This is a genomic window from Streptococcus sp. ELY_137 (assembly GCF_058314515.1).
The window spans coordinates 41869-57043 of record NZ_JBZFUL010000014.1 but is presented as its reverse complement, the minus strand read 5'-3'; the positions used below and the strand labels follow the sequence as shown (position 1 = coordinate 57043).

At 39.0% G+C, this 15175-nt stretch carries 16 protein-coding genes, 1 tRNA gene and 2 pseudogenes; 18 read left to right on the top strand and 1 reads right to left on the bottom strand.

Features of this window, described 5'->3' with window-relative positions; translation table 11 throughout:
* The 7 genes and pseudogenes from AC4HAO_RS09260 to AC4HAO_RS09230 form a co-directional block, all read left to right on the top strand.
* Nucleotides 1–113, top strand: a pseudogene (locus AC4HAO_RS09260) (IS30 family transposase); the annotation flags it as partial.
* A 31-nt stretch (nucleotides 114–144) separates the two neighbouring features.
* Nucleotides 145–585 carry a VOC family protein gene (locus AC4HAO_RS09255; RefSeq protein ID WP_491092988.1) on the top strand — a complete coding sequence of 147 codons (441 nt, stop codon included), beginning with the start codon at nucleotides 145–147 and terminating at the stop codon, nucleotides 583–585.
* Between the two features lie 61 nt (nucleotides 586–646).
* A complete protein-coding gene (locus AC4HAO_RS09250) occupies nucleotides 647–1015 on the top strand; it encodes a VOC family protein (protein ID WP_447451222.1) in 369 nt (122 codons plus the stop codon).
* Nucleotides 1016–1485: 470 nt separating this feature from the next.
* Entirely contained in the window at nucleotides 1486–1953 is a 468-nt protein-coding gene (locus AC4HAO_RS09245) for a GNAT family N-acetyltransferase (RefSeq protein ID WP_447451223.1), read from the top strand.
* A gap of 508 nt (nucleotides 1954–2461) precedes the next feature.
* Entirely contained in the window at nucleotides 2462–2983 is a 522-nt protein-coding gene (locus AC4HAO_RS09240; protein WP_491135196.1) for a DUF2798 domain-containing protein, read from the top strand.
* 244 nt (nucleotides 2984–3227) lie between these two features.
* Nucleotides 3228–4556: a hypothetical protein gene (locus AC4HAO_RS09235; RefSeq protein WP_491135194.1), complete on the top strand. Its 1329-nt coding sequence runs from the start codon at nucleotides 3228–3230 to the stop codon at nucleotides 4554–4556.
* Nucleotides 4553–5887: a GHKL domain-containing protein gene (locus AC4HAO_RS09230; protein ID WP_491092984.1), complete on the top strand. Its 1335-nt coding sequence runs from the start codon at nucleotides 4553–4555 to the stop codon at nucleotides 5885–5887. The genes AC4HAO_RS09235 and AC4HAO_RS09230 overlap by 4 nt, the downstream gene beginning before the upstream one ends.
* Before the next feature lie 34 nt (nucleotides 5888–5921).
* On the opposite strand, the gene AC4HAO_RS09225 is transcribed toward AC4HAO_RS09230, so the two are convergent.
* Nucleotides 5922–6569 (bottom strand): Pr6Pr family membrane protein, encoded by a 648-nt coding sequence (locus tag AC4HAO_RS09225; RefSeq protein ID WP_491135193.1) that lies wholly within the window; start codon nucleotides 6567–6569, stop codon nucleotides 5922–5924.
* A gap of 331 nt (nucleotides 6570–6900) precedes the next feature.
* Between AC4HAO_RS09225 and AC4HAO_RS09220 the strand changes: the two genes are divergently transcribed.
* From AC4HAO_RS09220 to AC4HAO_RS09170, 11 genes and pseudogenes are all read left to right on the top strand, one after another.
* Nucleotides 6901–8034 (top strand): LPXTG cell wall anchor domain-containing protein, encoded by a 1134-nt coding sequence (locus tag AC4HAO_RS09220; protein ID WP_491135192.1) that lies wholly within the window; start codon nucleotides 6901–6903, stop codon nucleotides 8032–8034.
* A 300-nt stretch (nucleotides 8035–8334) separates the two neighbouring features.
* The gene (nmlR, locus tag AC4HAO_RS09215) at nucleotides 8335–8721 is read left to right on the top strand and encodes a stress response transcriptional regulator NmlR (RefSeq protein WP_491092981.1); all 387 of its coding nucleotides are present in this window, start codon (nucleotides 8335–8337) and stop codon (nucleotides 8719–8721) included.
* Between the two features lie 185 nt (nucleotides 8722–8906).
* Nucleotides 8907–9044: pseudogene (locus tag AC4HAO_RS09210) on the top strand (group II intron reverse transcriptase/maturase); the annotation flags it as partial.
* Between the two features lie 240 nt (nucleotides 9045–9284).
* Nucleotides 9285–9357, top strand: a tRNA-Thr gene (locus AC4HAO_RS09205).
* A 575-nt stretch (nucleotides 9358–9932) separates the two neighbouring features.
* Nucleotides 9933–10328 carry a hypothetical protein gene (locus AC4HAO_RS09200; RefSeq protein WP_491092980.1) on the top strand — a complete coding sequence of 132 codons (396 nt, stop codon included), beginning with the start codon at nucleotides 9933–9935 and terminating at the stop codon, nucleotides 10326–10328.
* Between the two features lie 74 nt (nucleotides 10329–10402).
* Nucleotides 10403–10696 (top strand): hypothetical protein, encoded by a 294-nt coding sequence (locus AC4HAO_RS09195; protein WP_491092979.1) that lies wholly within the window; start codon nucleotides 10403–10405, stop codon nucleotides 10694–10696.
* A 475-nt stretch (nucleotides 10697–11171) separates the two neighbouring features.
* Nucleotides 11172–11330: a hypothetical protein gene (locus AC4HAO_RS09190; RefSeq protein WP_491092978.1), complete on the top strand. Its 159-nt coding sequence runs from the start codon at nucleotides 11172–11174 to the stop codon at nucleotides 11328–11330.
* Nucleotides 11331–11650: 320 nt separating this feature from the next.
* Nucleotides 11651–12112 (top strand): hypothetical protein, encoded by a 462-nt coding sequence (locus tag AC4HAO_RS09185; protein WP_491092977.1) that lies wholly within the window; start codon nucleotides 11651–11653, stop codon nucleotides 12110–12112.
* 560 nt (nucleotides 12113–12672) lie between these two features.
* Nucleotides 12673–13029: a hypothetical protein gene (locus tag AC4HAO_RS09180; RefSeq protein ID WP_491092976.1), complete on the top strand. Its 357-nt coding sequence runs from the start codon at nucleotides 12673–12675 to the stop codon at nucleotides 13027–13029.
* 490 nt (nucleotides 13030–13519) lie between these two features.
* Nucleotides 13520–14119 (top strand): histidine phosphatase family protein, encoded by a 600-nt coding sequence (locus tag AC4HAO_RS09175; protein ID WP_491092975.1) that lies wholly within the window; start codon nucleotides 13520–13522, stop codon nucleotides 14117–14119.
* Nucleotides 14116–14721 carry a histidine phosphatase family protein gene (locus AC4HAO_RS09170; protein ID WP_447451237.1) on the top strand — a complete coding sequence of 202 codons (606 nt, stop codon included), beginning with the start codon at nucleotides 14116–14118 and terminating at the stop codon, nucleotides 14719–14721. Before AC4HAO_RS09175 ends, AC4HAO_RS09170 begins: the two co-directional genes overlap by 4 nt.
* The last annotated feature ends 454 nt before the right edge of the window (nucleotides 14722–15175 follow it).

Below are 15175 nucleotides of genomic sequence, written 5' to 3'. Positions count from 1 at the left end.
ACACCTTATCAGCTATAGCTGATAAGAGAAATAGAATTCCTAGAAAATCTTTAAATTATCAAACCCCTTATCATGTTTTTCTGAGTCAGGTGAAACTGTCCAACTTAATTTGACAATTTAAGAACAATAAAGGTGAGGAAAGAAATGATTAAAGCGATTGAACTCTATTTAGTAACGGATAAAAACGGCTTAGAAGCGGTTGATTTTTATAAGAAGGTATTTGATGCCACGGTTCTTAATCTAACAACCTTTGGCCAAGCAATTCCTGATGTTCCTGATAAAAATAAGGACCTGCTCCTCAATGCCCAGTTAGATATTAATGGCATCCGCTTGCAGATTTCGGATAATAATCCTGAAGCTGATTATGTTTTGGGAAATAATATTTCGGCCTGCCTGCAGCTTGGAGATGAGAAGCAGGCTCGCAAGCTTTATGACCAATTGGCGATAGATGCCCGTGCAATTGAGTTGGAACTGCAAGAGACGCCGTGGAGTCCAGCTTATGGCATTATTGTGGATAAATTTGGTATGATTTGGCAAATCAATACAGATATTGAAGGTTTTGTGTCGGATAACGTTAACTTTTAGGACAATGAAGAGGGTGATTGGGGACGATCCGATTTTCCTTATGCTATAATGGAGGTAGAAAATGTTAAACAAAGAAGTAGAGATTATGCTCTACGTGGATGATGTTGCAGCAGAAAAAGAATTTTGGCAGGCTATCGGGTGTAAGATTGTCAGCCAATCAAGAATTCAAGGTTTCGAAACCTTTAGTATGCGGCCGACGATGGACAGTGCAGCGTTATTTACGATTTATGATAAAGAGTATATTCGTCAAGTATCGCCAGAGCTTGTAGATAATCAGCCTAGTCTTCTTTTTGAAAGTGAAGAACTTTTGCAGCTACATGCTAAAATATCTGAGTTGACTGAGCAGATCAGTCCGCTTCAGACGGAGCCTTTTCCTAGCTTTAATTTTGCTAGCCCTAGTGGTCATTACTACGCCGTCAAGGGTATCTAAATCCATTTAATAGGGTAGAGATACCCCTTGGATGCTAGAAAGTAACGCTGTTTAAAGGTTTAAAGATCCAGCAGGTGGGCTAAAAGAGGCTGATTTATCAGTATCCTTCTTTTATACTAGGATTGCCTCTAGTATAAAAGAATAAGAAGATCAGACAGCAACCAATATTAAAGCATTGCTCTTCTTATTTTAGGTGAGTAGCATGCAAAAAGGGGGTCGCCACTAAACGGCCTTTTTCTGGTAATGATATTATGGATTGAGATTACTTAAGAAGCAGAGACAGCAGCCACCTAAAAATATGCTCACTCTGGGATATAAATATTTTTCGTCCAAAGAGCGTGCGGATTCTCTTCAAGTTTATTCATTGAGCCAATATGGAGCTCAATCTTCCCCAGTCCTATTTCTCCTACTTCCAAAATCTCTTCGAATCTTGGAAGTCCTTCATTTTCTTATGAAAGCGAGTTGGTTATATGGTTATTAGACGTGCTAAGATAAATGATATTCCGGCCTTAGAAAAGCTATTAGAAGAAATTCTGCTTGTACATCATGCTGTACGCCCAGATTTATTCAGACAAGAGGGGAAAAAGTTTTCCCACCAAGAGTTAGAAGCTTTAATCCCTGATGATCAAAAGCCGATTTTTGTTTATGAAAATGACCAGGGGCAGATTATAGGTCATCTTTTTATGGTTCTTGAAACTCATGACGGCAGTACCGATCAACCGCGTAAGACGCTTTTTATTGATGATCTTTGTGTCGCAGCAGCAGCGCGTGGTCAGCAGATCGGTCAAGAGCTCTTTGATTTTGCGCGTGCCTATGCCAAGCAGTGTGGATGTTATAATTTGACTCTTCACGTTTGGAACGCTAACGAAGGAGCTTTACGCTTTTATGAAAGACAGGGGTTGAAAGCCCAATACACCTCAATGGAAGAGATTTTATAGCCCTATCTGTATGATCTAAGCCCCCCCTTACTAGTATGGTAAAAAGTGAAAAAGTTTTGTAAATAGCTTACAAAACTTTTTTGTTTATGCTAGACTGGTAGAGGGTCAATAACCGAGAAAAGCTGATACTCTTTAACATCAACATCATGTTTTACTTACAAAGCCAGCTTCGTTGACCTTTTAGGGTTTGGCGTAGAAAATCAAACATCAGTGGATTTTCTTAGGGCTGTTGCGACACGAGTCATAGAAGTTAAATACACTTGAGCAGGTAACCAGCAACTAGTAAGGTAGCTAAGCGACCTCGCAATGACAACCTAGCCACCACCCTTAATTAATGAGACATCAGGGACTGTTTTCTAATTTCTAGACAGCGGCTTTAAACAGTCTCTTTCCAGAGCATTTTAGATTATTAAGATGTCACGTCGCTTAGGCTACTTTTGATTTTCTTTGAGTAGGAACATTAAAGGAGTTAGGCTTTTAAATATAACTATTAGAAGTGGAGTGTAGGATGCCCCGTAATTTTAAAGAAGCAGTATTATTTACTTGTCTTATGTGTGGATTAATGGTCTGCGGTATGAGTCTGTGGAATTTATTCGTTCTTGATTTGGTAGGTGTTGCAAAATTTTCTTGGCACCATTTTCTAACTGGCTTTTTACCAGGATTTGCTGTTGCTTTTCTTTCAGATATGCTGATTGTAGGCCCCCTAGCAAAAGGAATTGCCTTTCGTATTTTGCACCATCTTAGGGCACATGATAAGCGCTGGGCTAAGATTTTAGCCATTTCTGGAACTATGTGTCTCTTTATGGTGACTTGTATGTCAATCTATGGTCTGCTCTATAATGGTCGTCCGCTTACTTTTTCGGCTTATTGTCAAGCGTGGCTGACTAATCTTATTTTTGCCCTGCCCCTGAATTTTCTGGTAGCAGGACCCATCTCTCGCTTTATCCTAGGTCACATACAAAAGCCTTTGCCAGGTGAAGAAACTGTTGAAGACTTTGATGATGATGATGAGTTACCAACTATTATCTAAAAGATTTCGCAGATAAGGCAATTGAATATAATGGCATAAAACAAGTATAAAAAACTTAAAGCAGGAAGCAGGAGTGACAGTAGAAAATCATTTATTCATCATTTTGATTTTCTTGGTTATTTCTGTTTTTTAGTGAGACAAATTTTACCGTCTTCCCTATTTAACAGTTACTGAGGTTCCTTTACACCTAGTATTATGGTAAAATATTGGTATATTACTAAATCACTATTGGAAAGGACAATTTTTGTCCATGTCAATGCTAACTGCTGATTTATTGCAGCCTTTGATGTTAAAGCTCATCATCTGTTCATCGTTTTGGTCTCTGTTTACCTATGTGACAGGTATTAAGCCGCGTTTTTATAAAGTGGGACTGTTGATTGGTCTACATATAGTACTGTCTTTATTCCTCAGCCCTGTGATTGGTGAAGTGACAGTTGGTGCGCTTTTTTATCTGGGAATTCTTTCTTACAAAATATCGGATCGGCCGCTGGTGGAAAATCTTTTCTTTGCTCTCTATCCTCCAGTTTTTTACGCTATTCTATGGAATTTTTTAGTCAGAGTGGTCTTCCCTTTTGTATTTAACCAGTCTGTTCATTACCTTACTACTAATTTTGTTTGGGCAATGTTGGTGCTAATTGCTACTAACCTCTTTGAACGCTTTTTAAGGGAATTCTATCAGATTGATTATCTAGCCTTGCGTGAGAGTATTTGGTTAGATAGCAGTACCAAACGCAATTTCTGGGTAACGCTGTTTGAGATGACTAGCTATTATCTTATTTTGCATATTCTGCTTTTGTTGGGAAAACTGCAAGTTGAGCGTGTGTTAGGTATTTCCCTTTCGGCCTTATATATTATTGTGACCGTTTTTTATCTGGGGATCTTGATGAAGGTCCTCATTTTAACGGATTATTATTCACGAGAATATCTGAAAGATCTGCGTGAACAGGAGCAAAAGCATTATCTGGAAAATTTGGAAAGCTACAGTCAACAAATCGAAAATCTCTATCAGTCAGTGCGCTCGTTTAGACATGACTACAACAATATTTTGCTTAGCTTACGTGGCAGCATTGATAGTGGTGATGTAGCACTAGTGACTGAAGTATTTGATGAAATTTTTCAGGACAATGTTGCTGGTTTAGAATCCAGAGATCGTCAGGCTAAGCTGCTCAATGTTACAGTCCCTGAGGTCAAATCTTTTCTTTACATTAAAATGAGTGAATTTGAACGTCAGAAAAGAAAATTGGTTCTGAATATTCCTGATATTATTGTTGATTGTGGGGTGCACAGCAGTGCAGGTTTAGCTATTTTTAGCGAAATGTTTGACCGAGTGACTCCTTGGTTTGACAGTAATCCTAATGCTGTACTGACAGTCCGTATCGTTGAAAGTCAAGGGGTGCAGCACTTTAGCTTAGAATTTACTCCTTATAAGCAGACAGAAGTGGAACAGTTGGGAGAGCTGTCCCACAATAGCCAAAAAATGCTCAACCATTACCGAGAATTAAGCCTGACCCAAGGAGTTCACGATCAAACCTTCTTCCAGGAATTACATATTAGAAGAGAGAGAGAAGAATGATTTATATATGCTATTTCCTTTATTCTTGGACCCTATTTTGGTCGGGGTGGTATGTCTTTAACTGGGTCAGCAAGCTCAGCCTTCCGCTAAAGAAACTTTTACCAGTCTCGCTAGTATCTGCTTTAATTATTACGCTTAATTTAGGTAGCGGCACTATTGTAGATGTTACCCACCTGCTCTTAATTGAATTTATCTTTTTCAAATATCAGTCCAAACGTAAACTCCTTTTTTATGCGTTTTATACAACCATGGTGATGGAGTTTTTACTGGGGATTTCTTACTTCCTAATCTTCCAGACAGATCCTAATCAGATTGATCTTCAAAGTCAGCCTTTTTATCTCCTAATTATCGCTAACTTGCTCACTATTGCAGAGTATTGGATAGTTCATAAAACTTTTAATATGGACTTTAAATTGATTACAGAGTCGGATAATAAACGAGTAAATCGTTTTTTAGTTCGAGTTACCATAGCCTTGTTTGCCTCTTATATACTCCTGCACATTGTTTATTTGCTCAGCCATCTTCACAATCCTGCTATTGAGTGGATTTCGACTAATCGCAATAAGGTCATTCTCGTCGGAGTTGTTGCATTTTGCTGGTATCTTTTTGGTTTCGCACGTTGGGCTCGTAGTAACCTCAGACAAGACATCGAGCGTGATAGAGAACTCCATATCGCCAACTTGGAAAGCTACAATCGTCGAATAGAATCGCTCTATGATGAACTTAATACTTTTAAACGCAGTTACCAACGGGCTCTGGAGAAGTTAGCCAAGAGTATTGCCAGTCAGGATATGGTTAAAATCAAGAAGACCTATGATGAGATTCTAGGAGATGCTGCTCAAAATTCTAGTTTGGCTAAAAAGGTCGATGTTGGTAAATTAGCTTCTATTCATATTTCTCCTATTAAAAGTATGCTATCGTCTAAAATGATTTTAGCACAAGAGGCTGGCTTGGATGTTACTATTGAAGCACCTGATGAGATTGAGACGATCCCAATGAAAGTCATTGACTTAGTAACTATTATTGGAATTTTATGCGATAATGCCATTGAAGCCGCTCAAGAGTCGACCGATAAAACCTTAAGCATCGCTTATTTCAAAGTGGACAACCAGCAGTTTTTTGTTGTAGAAAATGCGACTAAGGAGGAACAGGTACCAATCAGCCATATTTTTGATAATGGCTATTCTTCTAAAGGTCCTGATCGTGGTATTGGATTGGCTAATGTCGAACGTATTATTTCTGAGTACGAAAACGTCAGTCTCGCCACCATGTCTAATGACTATCTTTTTCGCCAGACCTTATCAATGAACGACCGGCGGCACTCGCTGTGAATTAAGCCATAAGTAAAGCTCCCTGAGGTTTTTCTCAAGGAGCTTTTGCAGTTACTGAATTTTGCTTAAAACCAACAAAATGCTTAAGAGCAAAAAGCAGGTAGCCGATAAGGATATAGAATAAGGAAATGCTGATAATATAAGCCGCAACGGTCATCCATCCATACTGATAAACATCCAAAAAGAAGTAAGGAAATGGGCTGCTGCTTGCCCCTGGAATGGACCACTTAATGAGGAAACCATTGGCGAGAGCCCATAGGCAATAGGTAAGGGGAAGTATTGTCCATAACAAAGGATCATAGCGGCGATAACTTCCTCGGCGATCAAAGACAATTGTGTCGAGGATCATACCCAGTGGAGCGATATAGTGGACTAAAAAGTTGCGAATATTCCAGAAATCATCAGCACTAGTTTTAGGAGCTAATAAAAAATGGTAGACCAGAAATGTTAGCGCAATTGCTAAAGTCACGCCCCCTTTGAGCCGAAGAAGCTTACGATTATCGTTGAGGCTGCCGTATTTATACTCATAGTAGATAGAGTAGAAAAAGTAGGTAAAAACCAGAATATTGGACAGAACAGTGTAATAGAGCAACATTCCTGCGCCATCTTTAGCAATCTGCAAACTAACACCAATGAATCCGCAGAAACCCAAAAAGCTACGATAGATCTGTGTAACAGACAATAGTTATCTCTCCCATTAATTTAATCAGCTACTATCCTACCATAAAAGGTTGATTTTGAGTAGGACTTTATCCTTTATTTTAAGCCCTTGAATAGAATTATGCTATTAGGAAGTATAACTCTGTTAAAAATATTTCTATAATGTTACATATTTTGTTGATTTTGTAATATTCTTGTGATAAAATAATAGCAGAAAATGGGAATGGACAAAAAATCTCATAGGGTATAGCTGCTCCGGAGCATAACCTACTTTAAAATTCGAGTGTTGGTCAGATTTCTGTTTTCTAATCGGATTTTTAACATCCTGTATCTTAATAAAGGAGATCACTATCATGAAAGTGAAGAAAATTATTTACGGTTCATTAGCTGTTTTGGCTCTGTTTTCAGCAGCTTATACTGGCTATGCCACTTGGTCCGGCTCTTTTGCATATGCGGAGGAAACACAGGCACAAAATCCTAACATTCAGCCTTTCCCATCTGGTTTAGTGGGAACATGGCAGAATCAGATGACGGATGCAAATGGGCAGACCTTAACCACCACCATTACTGTTAATGAAGATGGTAGCTTTACTACGGATTTTGTGTCTGCTGATGGTCAAAAAACCACCAAGAGCGGTAATATTAACAATGTTGAACAAAATGGTGTTGCAAGCTATAAATTTATTGACGGCAGCAATACGATGTATTTCGGTTTCAATGATAGTGATTATGCAGGTGTGTCTGATCAATCTACTGTCGGTTTTGTCTTAGAAAGTGGGATTCTTTATCCTCAAATTTGGCAATCTGGAAACGAAACCGCACTCAGTTATGACCGCCCTTTTAGTAAAGTGAACGCCAAACAAAATCAAGACAAAGAAACTGAAGAAGAGATGGCGTTTCCACCTGAACTGGTTGGTACATGGTCCGGCACTTATCAAGGAGACACAACTTTTACGATGACTACTGAGATTACTAAGGATGGCCATGTCACTAAAACTAAGGAATATGCTGATGGCACGGTGGATAAAACAGAGTTCACTATCAATAAGGTGAAAAAGGTTGGTGATGGATTATATGTGCTTGTGGATGCAACGGGTTACTTCTCTGAAATTTCTGATTTATCAAGCCTAGGTGGCAAGGTGGAAACTGGTTTCCTTCTCAAAGATGGCGTCTTCCAACCTGCTTTCTGGCGCGTTCCAAGTGAAAATGCTGCTATTGACTACAGCAGCCCCACTTTAGGCGGTCAATATACCAAGGTAGATGCTAATAAAAAGCAGAATAATTCTTCGTCGACCTCTTCAAATTCTAGCAGCTCCTCCACAGCCACTCAATCTCAAACGTCTGCTGCTACTGATAAGAAGGAAGATAAGCAAGATAAGAAAAATGGCAATTTGCCATCAACAGGTGAAGCCCTATCGATTTTAGGAATCCTAGGAGTGGCTCTTCTGGCTTTAGCAGGCTACTTGATGCTTAAAAAGAAAAAATAATTGTTCTTAACATAAACAGCTGAAGTGCGCATCAATTAATGGCACCTTGGCTGTTTTTCTTTTAAAAATTTATTCTCAAAGAAAATCAAATCAGACTGAGCGAAGAGCTAGAACGGCCGACATAAGAATGAGATTCTCTGAATCGGGCAAGGAGAAGCAGTGGATGAAAAGAGTGAATAATAAATGAATTGACTTGGAGTTAACTCTAAGGTTTATAATATGAGAGAGAGTTTTAGCTACAGATAAGCTCTTTTCAGGGACTATGGATCTTCAATTTTAAAATATGACTAGGAGTGAGATATGAATATCAAAAAAGTTAGTGAAATGACAGGAGCTAGTGCTGATACTATTCGCTATTACGAACGTATAGGACTTTTACCGCCGATTCGGCGAAATCAGTCAGGAATGAGAGATTTCTCAGATAAGGATATAGGTATTTTAAAGTTTGTTCTCTATTTTAAGAAGGCAGGTCTGAGTGTCGAGGCATTAATTGATTATATTGGCCTGTTACAGGCGGGCGATAATAACATCGAGGCACGCTTAGCCATCCTACTTGAACAGCGTGAGGAGCTACAAAAGCGACTGGACGGCTTGCATCAAGCTATGGACAGACTTAATTACAAAATCGAGAACTACGAGAGTAAGATTGTTCCCAGAGAGCAGGAGCTATTTGATAGAAAGGCATAAGGTCATATCAAAGTGGTATAAAGAGTCAAGTCGCAGGGCTTGGCTTTTATTAGGTACGATGGGCATGTCGTACATCTGAGGTTAAAGTCTTCTGAGGGCACCCGCTACCGGTGAACCCAAAAGCGACTCCCAAGCCTGACTATCGTGAGGTAGCGGGGAGAGGAAAAGATAGCGGATAAAGTATCGGATGGGGCGACCATTATCAATTTGTGGCACAAAAGTCAGTACTAAGTAGCGCTATATCAAAACCAGTCCTCGCTAAACGTGGACTGGTTTCGTGCTTAGATTATTACTTAGAACGACATGCGTTAAAAGTTAATTGAACCGCCGTGTGCCGAACGGCACGCACGGTGGTGTGAGAGGGGCTAGAAATTAGTCTTTACTCGATTGGGAACTTACATAAGTGTTTTTCAATAACAGTTAATGGCTGTTCCGATATGATTATTGGATTTTCTTTTTTCCCAAAAACTCTCAGTGAAAATTTTCATGTGTGTGTCGTGGATACAGAGGGATTTTCTCTTGACAACAGCCTATACAAGATGTTAGAATAATTACCGTAGTCAGCCGATTTAGCTCAGTAGGTAGAGCAACGCACTCGTAACGCGTAGGTCGTAGGTTCAATTCCTGCAATCGGCATTATAAAAAGATTGTTGGAAACGTTGGTATGTCAGCGTTTCTTTTTATATTGTCCAACAGTTATGCGGCGGCTGTTTACTTTTGGACAATGGAAACGATTAGTTAGCTGAGAATAATTACTTATCCAAGACTAAAATGGACTTATCTAATTTGTTGGCTACTGAATTCTGATAAGTTTTCATGCAAAGACAATTGTCTTCCAGATCTTTCTCATATCGTAGTAATCTACCACTATGTATTAATTACTGGGTTATTGTTGATTCATGTCATGACTGGTTCATATTTTGTCGCGAATGGTAAAAAATCCGTATTTTCGAAAAAAATTACCATTCAGGGTGAAAAAACGACCGTTCACGACATAGACGTGCACTGATGAAAAAATAAGTTATACTAATAGCGTTGGATGGCCTAAAAGAGACAGATGGTAATTTTGTCTTCTGGTCTTGATGTTGCCATCTTACATAGGTTTATCTGGACTGTTCGCTACTTTAGGTCTGGATAGATCTCTACTCCCGTTGGCAAGAGGAGGACGGATCCTCCTTTTGCTTTTGAAACGTATGGAAAGGATGTAGACAGTGTTTGAGCGCAAGTGGTTCTATTTATTATTAGTACTCACGGTAACAACAGTTGTCATAGTGGTAACAGCAACTTGGATGAATAGTCCGGTATATAAGTTGGTCATACTCAGCGTGATGAACCTGATTTATCAAGGAATCATTTTTGTTATGACTCTTCCTAAAGATGGTAAGCCCCTAGTTAGTAACTTTAGAGAGGTGCTTGCTAATTTTAAAACCTATGTCCTATCAAAGCTGGGGCTTGTCCACTTGGTGCTGTTTATGGTGGTCATTCCTTTATCTATTTATCAGTCGAATCCAGCGGCTTCTTTTTGGGTTACCTTGATGGTAGCTAATTATGGTGTTTTCTTTATTTCTAGTTTTAACTGTGGCCCCCACAGTAAGAAAGTTAATTAGGATTATATTATTTCAAGTGGTTAAACATTTAGTTCACGAAGTAAAAATAATAATGGTATTAATGGAGATAAGTGATGAAAGCGAGTTATAAGGGAAGATTAGTGGAAGTTTGGCGTATTAGCCAGCTAAGGCCCTATCCAGCCTGGGTAGCAGAAGCCTTTAAAAAACACCGTTTAACTTGGTGTGGCAGTAAAAGTATCAAGGTACTGATTCCGGCTTTAGACCCTAACTGGGCTAGTGATAGTCATTACTATGGTTATGGGATGTATGAAACGGCCCAAATTGGTGATGTAATTGACTATACTAATGGGCGTATCATTTCAGGTAAGTTCTTTGACGAAAACTATCGCACCATCGGTGATTGGTAACTCCGCGTGATGTACAGTTTTGTCGGTAATTTCATCGGCAATATCAAATGCGAATTCGGAAAGGGGAAAAGATTTGTCTGCTGTTTGTTTTTGGATTTTATATTTAGGTTCTGGTTGTACTTATGTGTATCTCTATTATGATATCTATATCACACGCCATTACCATGGTCTAAATCCCTATATTTTATTTTTAACGTGTTATTTTGCTATTGAAACCCTTCGAGGGAGTTGGGATATTTTATCCTTACTTACCATTGTTTTATTCTTAGCCTTATATAAAGAGACAAATAAGGATTGACAGTAAGTATAAGTAAAGTTGGTATTTTCTGAAAATTACTTAATTATTCTTATTTTTTACCGTTCACGACAAAATAAGAACCATTCACGATATGGACATGTACAATAGCTAAAATAAAGTATACTTAGGATGCTGGCTGTGCTGCTTAACTTACGAAATAGAACAGGAGACGATCAAATGAAACGGAAGAAGCTGCAAAATAAACTGGGGCGAAGTAAGCTGCAGTTTACAAAGTTAACACCACTCTACATTGTTTTATTGGTGATAGTGACCATGCTTTGTTCTTACGAACTAGGCAGTGCTCTGGGGAGAGCCGTGTACTATTTGATTCACTGAGTCGTCTTCTTGGTAGTCAAGTTAGCAGTCAGTCGGTTTTTTATGGTATAAGTGGAATGCTGTTTGTCCTTAGGAGATAAAGAAGAATAGTTAACGAAATCTCGCTGACAATAATTTATGACAGGAACCAATTGTTGTATGAGTCTGGTCGAAAGCCAGTTAGGTAACTGACAATCTTCATTCCATATTGACCTACTTTTTCTATTTATGACTGTCTTGTTCGCTTGTGGACCTTAGTAAGTGAATGACTTGTCTTGCAATTTGCTTATATTCTGTTACAATAGTACAAAAATATATAATATATATTTGGAGGATATTTTATGATTTCTATTGAAAAACTTGAGAATACTGTTAAGTCTTTGAATATGACAGTACTCATTTTAGAGTGTCTGCATATTTTAGGTGGTGTACTTTCGGTTGTTGGTTATTATATAAATATGGCTAATTTAAAAAATGGGGTCTATGAAAAACAAGGGTTTACATCTGAGCAGATAGAAACTATACGCCAAGGAACAACTCCTTGGGTGTTGGTCAGTGGCATTATCTTCTTTATTGTTGGTATTGCTATCTTGGTATTGGCGATTAGAAACCACAAGGCTATCAAGGCGCAGGAATACGTTAGCTATCTGCCCTACTATTTAGGTTTTGGTCTTCTGGTGATCTATCTTGTCAATTTTGCTATAAGTGGATTTAAGATTTGGGGACTGATTTTCCCAATCATTTATGCCGTTCTCTATATCGCAACGTATCTGCAAGCTAGAAAGTTAAACGCCAATGGTTAAGGGGAAGATTGAAGCGAAAATCTAATTAACTTTATTGCCTCTGTGTACTAGCTTTTATGTAAACGTCATTCATTTTATTGTCGATTTAAAAGAAACCTTTGATTTTTGTATTGTGTCAGTGCGTGAGTGAGGTTGAGACAAAATGTCTCAGCCTTATTTATTTGCTCAATTTTATTTGCTAGGCGCAGTGGTTGGGAGAAAAACTGGTTGGCTCTGCCAAGAAGTCTTTCCCCTGCACAGTTAGTTCATTAGGTGCTTTAGCACCAATGAACCACTGCTGGCTGGATATCCTTATCTTGGGACGCTTCCCTATCCTTAGGTACCCCCTTAAACAGTCCACTGGACTGTTTAACTTAGCGGCCAACCTACTCAAATGTGTGGAGGTGGGACAACAAAATCAAAATCGTGATTTTATCATGATTTACCGATTGAGTCCCACTCTCACTCACGGCTTTTTTATTCAGCTTTTTGGGTTAGGGAAGTATATGGTATAATTGGTATATAGAGGGATTGCTTGCAAATTAACACAATATATTTGTGATTAGAGAAGGGAGTTGCTTATGGTTTTTAATAATGATCGGCTGCTGAATCAGATTAGAAATACAGCCAATATGATTGATAAGGCTTTTCACCTTGAGCCTTCTTTTATTGATTTAGGAACGACTGAGGACGAAGAGGGTCACCAAATCAAGGGGAATGTGTATTTGGATGATCTGGTCAATGCAGAAAAATTTGAAGACGCTGCCCAATTTATTCATGGCCAAATGAAGACACTGAATAATTACCATTACAATCTTTTGGTTGATCGTTTTATCCACTATCTGCAGGATTTGGATCAAGCAACTAAGGAAAAGAACATTCTGGATGACAGTCATATTGCAGCAATGAGAGCAGAACTTAAGGATTTTGAGTGGTAGTCGACTGTTTAATAGGTCGCTTTTGAAGGTTGAGACTAGGTCAATTATGTCTCAGCCTTTTAGCTTATCTGAACGGATATTAATTCACTTTTGGGAAAAGATGGAATTGGATTTAGGTGGAAGATAGATTACTTGGACTTTTTTAAATCGTATTATAGTATCAGTTTTAAGTAGGATGTGATAGGAAAAGTTTAGTTGACAGGCTTATAATCTACCGTAGGATTGTATGCCATGACCCCGGCTTTAAAGTCTAAGTTTTGGAGCAGGTCTTAGTCACTTTATGAATTAGGTGGTTTTGGTGGGTGATGGCAGGACGTTATAGCTGTTTATCTAAACAGATGACCAATCTTGTAAACTGCATCCTCGAATGGTTTACTGAGTTCTTTGAATGGTTTTGGGACTTTGTCCATTGTCCCTGATCTGTCCCATAATCATAAGCTTGTGCAAATAACTGCAAGTTTCTGATCTAGCTTAATACAAGGAGATGAATATGGTTAAACATTTATATATTATGCGACATGGTGAAACACTCTTTAATGTGCAAAAACGTGTGCAAGGCTGGTGTGATTCCCCCTTAACACAAAAAGGTGTTGAGCAAGCCGAGCAGGCGCGTGTCTGGTTTAAAAAAGAAGGGATCCAACGCCAGGCCGTCTATGCTTCAACTCAGGAAAGAGCCTTTGATACGGCTCATATTATTGCAGAACATGATAATATTAAGACTATTAAAGGGCTTAAGGAGATGAATTTTGGACAATTTGAAGCCCAGCCCGAGCAGCTCCTGCCTAAATTTAGGCAGGGTGCACACTCTTTTGAAGATCTATTAGTACCTTATGGAGGCGAAGATATAGCCCAAGTTGGGCAACGCGTTCAGAGGGCAGTCTTGGATGTAGCTGCATCAGAAGAGGCTGATAGCATTATTATGGTTAGCCATGGGGCTGCCCTGTGGGGCATGATTTTGCAGTTAAACATTTCCTTTCCCAAAGGCACTCGCTTTGGTAACTGTGCTATCTGTGACTTCACCTATGACAAGGACCGATTAGCGTTGAACCGCGTTGTTGATCCTATTACGGAGACAGAGGTGGTTGTATGAAGATATTATATCTGATGAGACACGGACAGACTCGTTTTAATGTGCAAAAACGGATTCAAGGGGCATCAGACTCGCCTCTGACTGACTTGGGCATTGAGCAGGCTCGAGCAGCCAAGCAGTATTTTGAAGATAATGGGATTCGTTTTGATGCTGTCTATGCCTCAACCCAGGAGCGTGCCTGTGATACAGCAGAGATTGTATCTGGAAGGACCGATATCATCAGGCTCAAGGGATTGAAGGAAATGGATTTTGGCGTTATGGAAGCCCAGCCCGAGTACCTAAATCCTCCCCTTCACCGCGATGGAACAGGTTATCGTGATGCTTTTGTTCATTACGGCGGTGAAGATAGCATGGCGGTTCGAGCGCGCTTGGTTAAGACGCTTACAGAATTGATGATGTCATTACCAGATGATACAACTGTTTTGGCAGTCAGCCACGGTGCAGCTATCGCCCAGTTTTTCCGAGGAGCCTTAGAAAATGCGCCTGAGATTCGTGGTATGGGAAATTGTGCTATCCTAAAGTTCACTTATGATGATAAGAATAGTTTTGATATGGCGTATATCTACAACCCAGTACAGGAGACTTTCCTTTATCGAAAATAGCTTTAAGGAAGGCTATTTTGATAATCTAACCCTTGAGAAGATGCTTAATACCTTTGAAATTAGACAGAGATACTTAAATACAGGATTGTGTTTTTCATTATTTTTAATAAGGTTTGTGCTTTATTATTAAATCTATGGAGCTGTTTCATCCATGTGAGACAGTTTCTTTAGTGTTTAAATTGGAACAATTCAATTAGGTTTGTCTTGACAGTTTCTCAGTAAGTCCATCTAGTCTCTGATTGTCTCTTATCAAGACAGGAAAAGATAACCAAAACAAAGGGATCTGCATTTTATTTAAAAAATCTTGTCATTAAGAGGGAGAAATGAATAACCCTATTGTGCGCGATACGTTTTTTATCATAAAAATCCGAGATGCGGCAAGGAAAGACGATTTAGAATTAGGACGAGATTTACAAGGCCCCTAGCGGTCAATAAAGAGCATTGTCTGGGTCTG

Excerpts from the sequence above, each read along its gene's own strand:
- AC4HAO_RS09255 (WP_491092988.1), top strand. The coding sequence starts at position 145 with ATGATTAAAGCGATTGAACTCTATTTAGTAACGGATAAAAACGGCTTA.
- AC4HAO_RS09250 (WP_447451222.1), top strand. The coding sequence starts at position 647 with ATGTTAAACAAAGAAGTAGAGATTATGCTCTACGTGGATGATGTTGCA.
- AC4HAO_RS09245 (WP_447451223.1), top strand. The coding sequence starts at position 1,486 with ATGGTTATTAGACGTGCTAAGATAAATGATATTCCGGCCTTAGAAAAG.
- AC4HAO_RS09240 (WP_491135196.1), top strand. The coding sequence starts at position 2,462 with ATGCCCCGTAATTTTAAAGAAGCAGTATTATTTACTTGTCTTATGTGT.
- AC4HAO_RS09230 (WP_491092984.1), top strand. The coding sequence starts at position 4,553 with ATGATTTATATATGCTATTTCCTTTATTCTTGGACCCTATTTTGGTCG.
- AC4HAO_RS09220 (WP_491135192.1), top strand. The coding sequence starts at position 6,901 with ATGAAAGTGAAGAAAATTATTTACGGTTCATTAGCTGTTTTGGCTCTG.
- nmlR (WP_491092981.1), top strand. The coding sequence starts at position 8,335 with ATGAATATCAAAAAAGTTAGTGAAATGACAGGAGCTAGTGCTGATACT.
- AC4HAO_RS09195 (WP_491092979.1), top strand. The coding sequence starts at position 10,403 with ATGAAAGCGAGTTATAAGGGAAGATTAGTGGAAGTTTGGCGTATTAGC.
- AC4HAO_RS09190 (WP_491092978.1), top strand. The coding sequence starts at position 11,172 with ATGAAACGGAAGAAGCTGCAAAATAAACTGGGGCGAAGTAAGCTGCAG.
- AC4HAO_RS09185 (WP_491092977.1), top strand. The coding sequence starts at position 11,651 with ATGATTTCTATTGAAAAACTTGAGAATACTGTTAAGTCTTTGAATATG.
- AC4HAO_RS09180 (WP_491092976.1), top strand. The coding sequence starts at position 12,673 with ATGGTTTTTAATAATGATCGGCTGCTGAATCAGATTAGAAATACAGCC.
- AC4HAO_RS09175 (WP_491092975.1), top strand. The coding sequence starts at position 13,520 with ATGGTTAAACATTTATATATTATGCGACATGGTGAAACACTCTTTAAT.
- AC4HAO_RS09170 (WP_447451237.1), top strand. The coding sequence starts at position 14,116 with ATGAAGATATTATATCTGATGAGACACGGACAGACTCGTTTTAATGTG.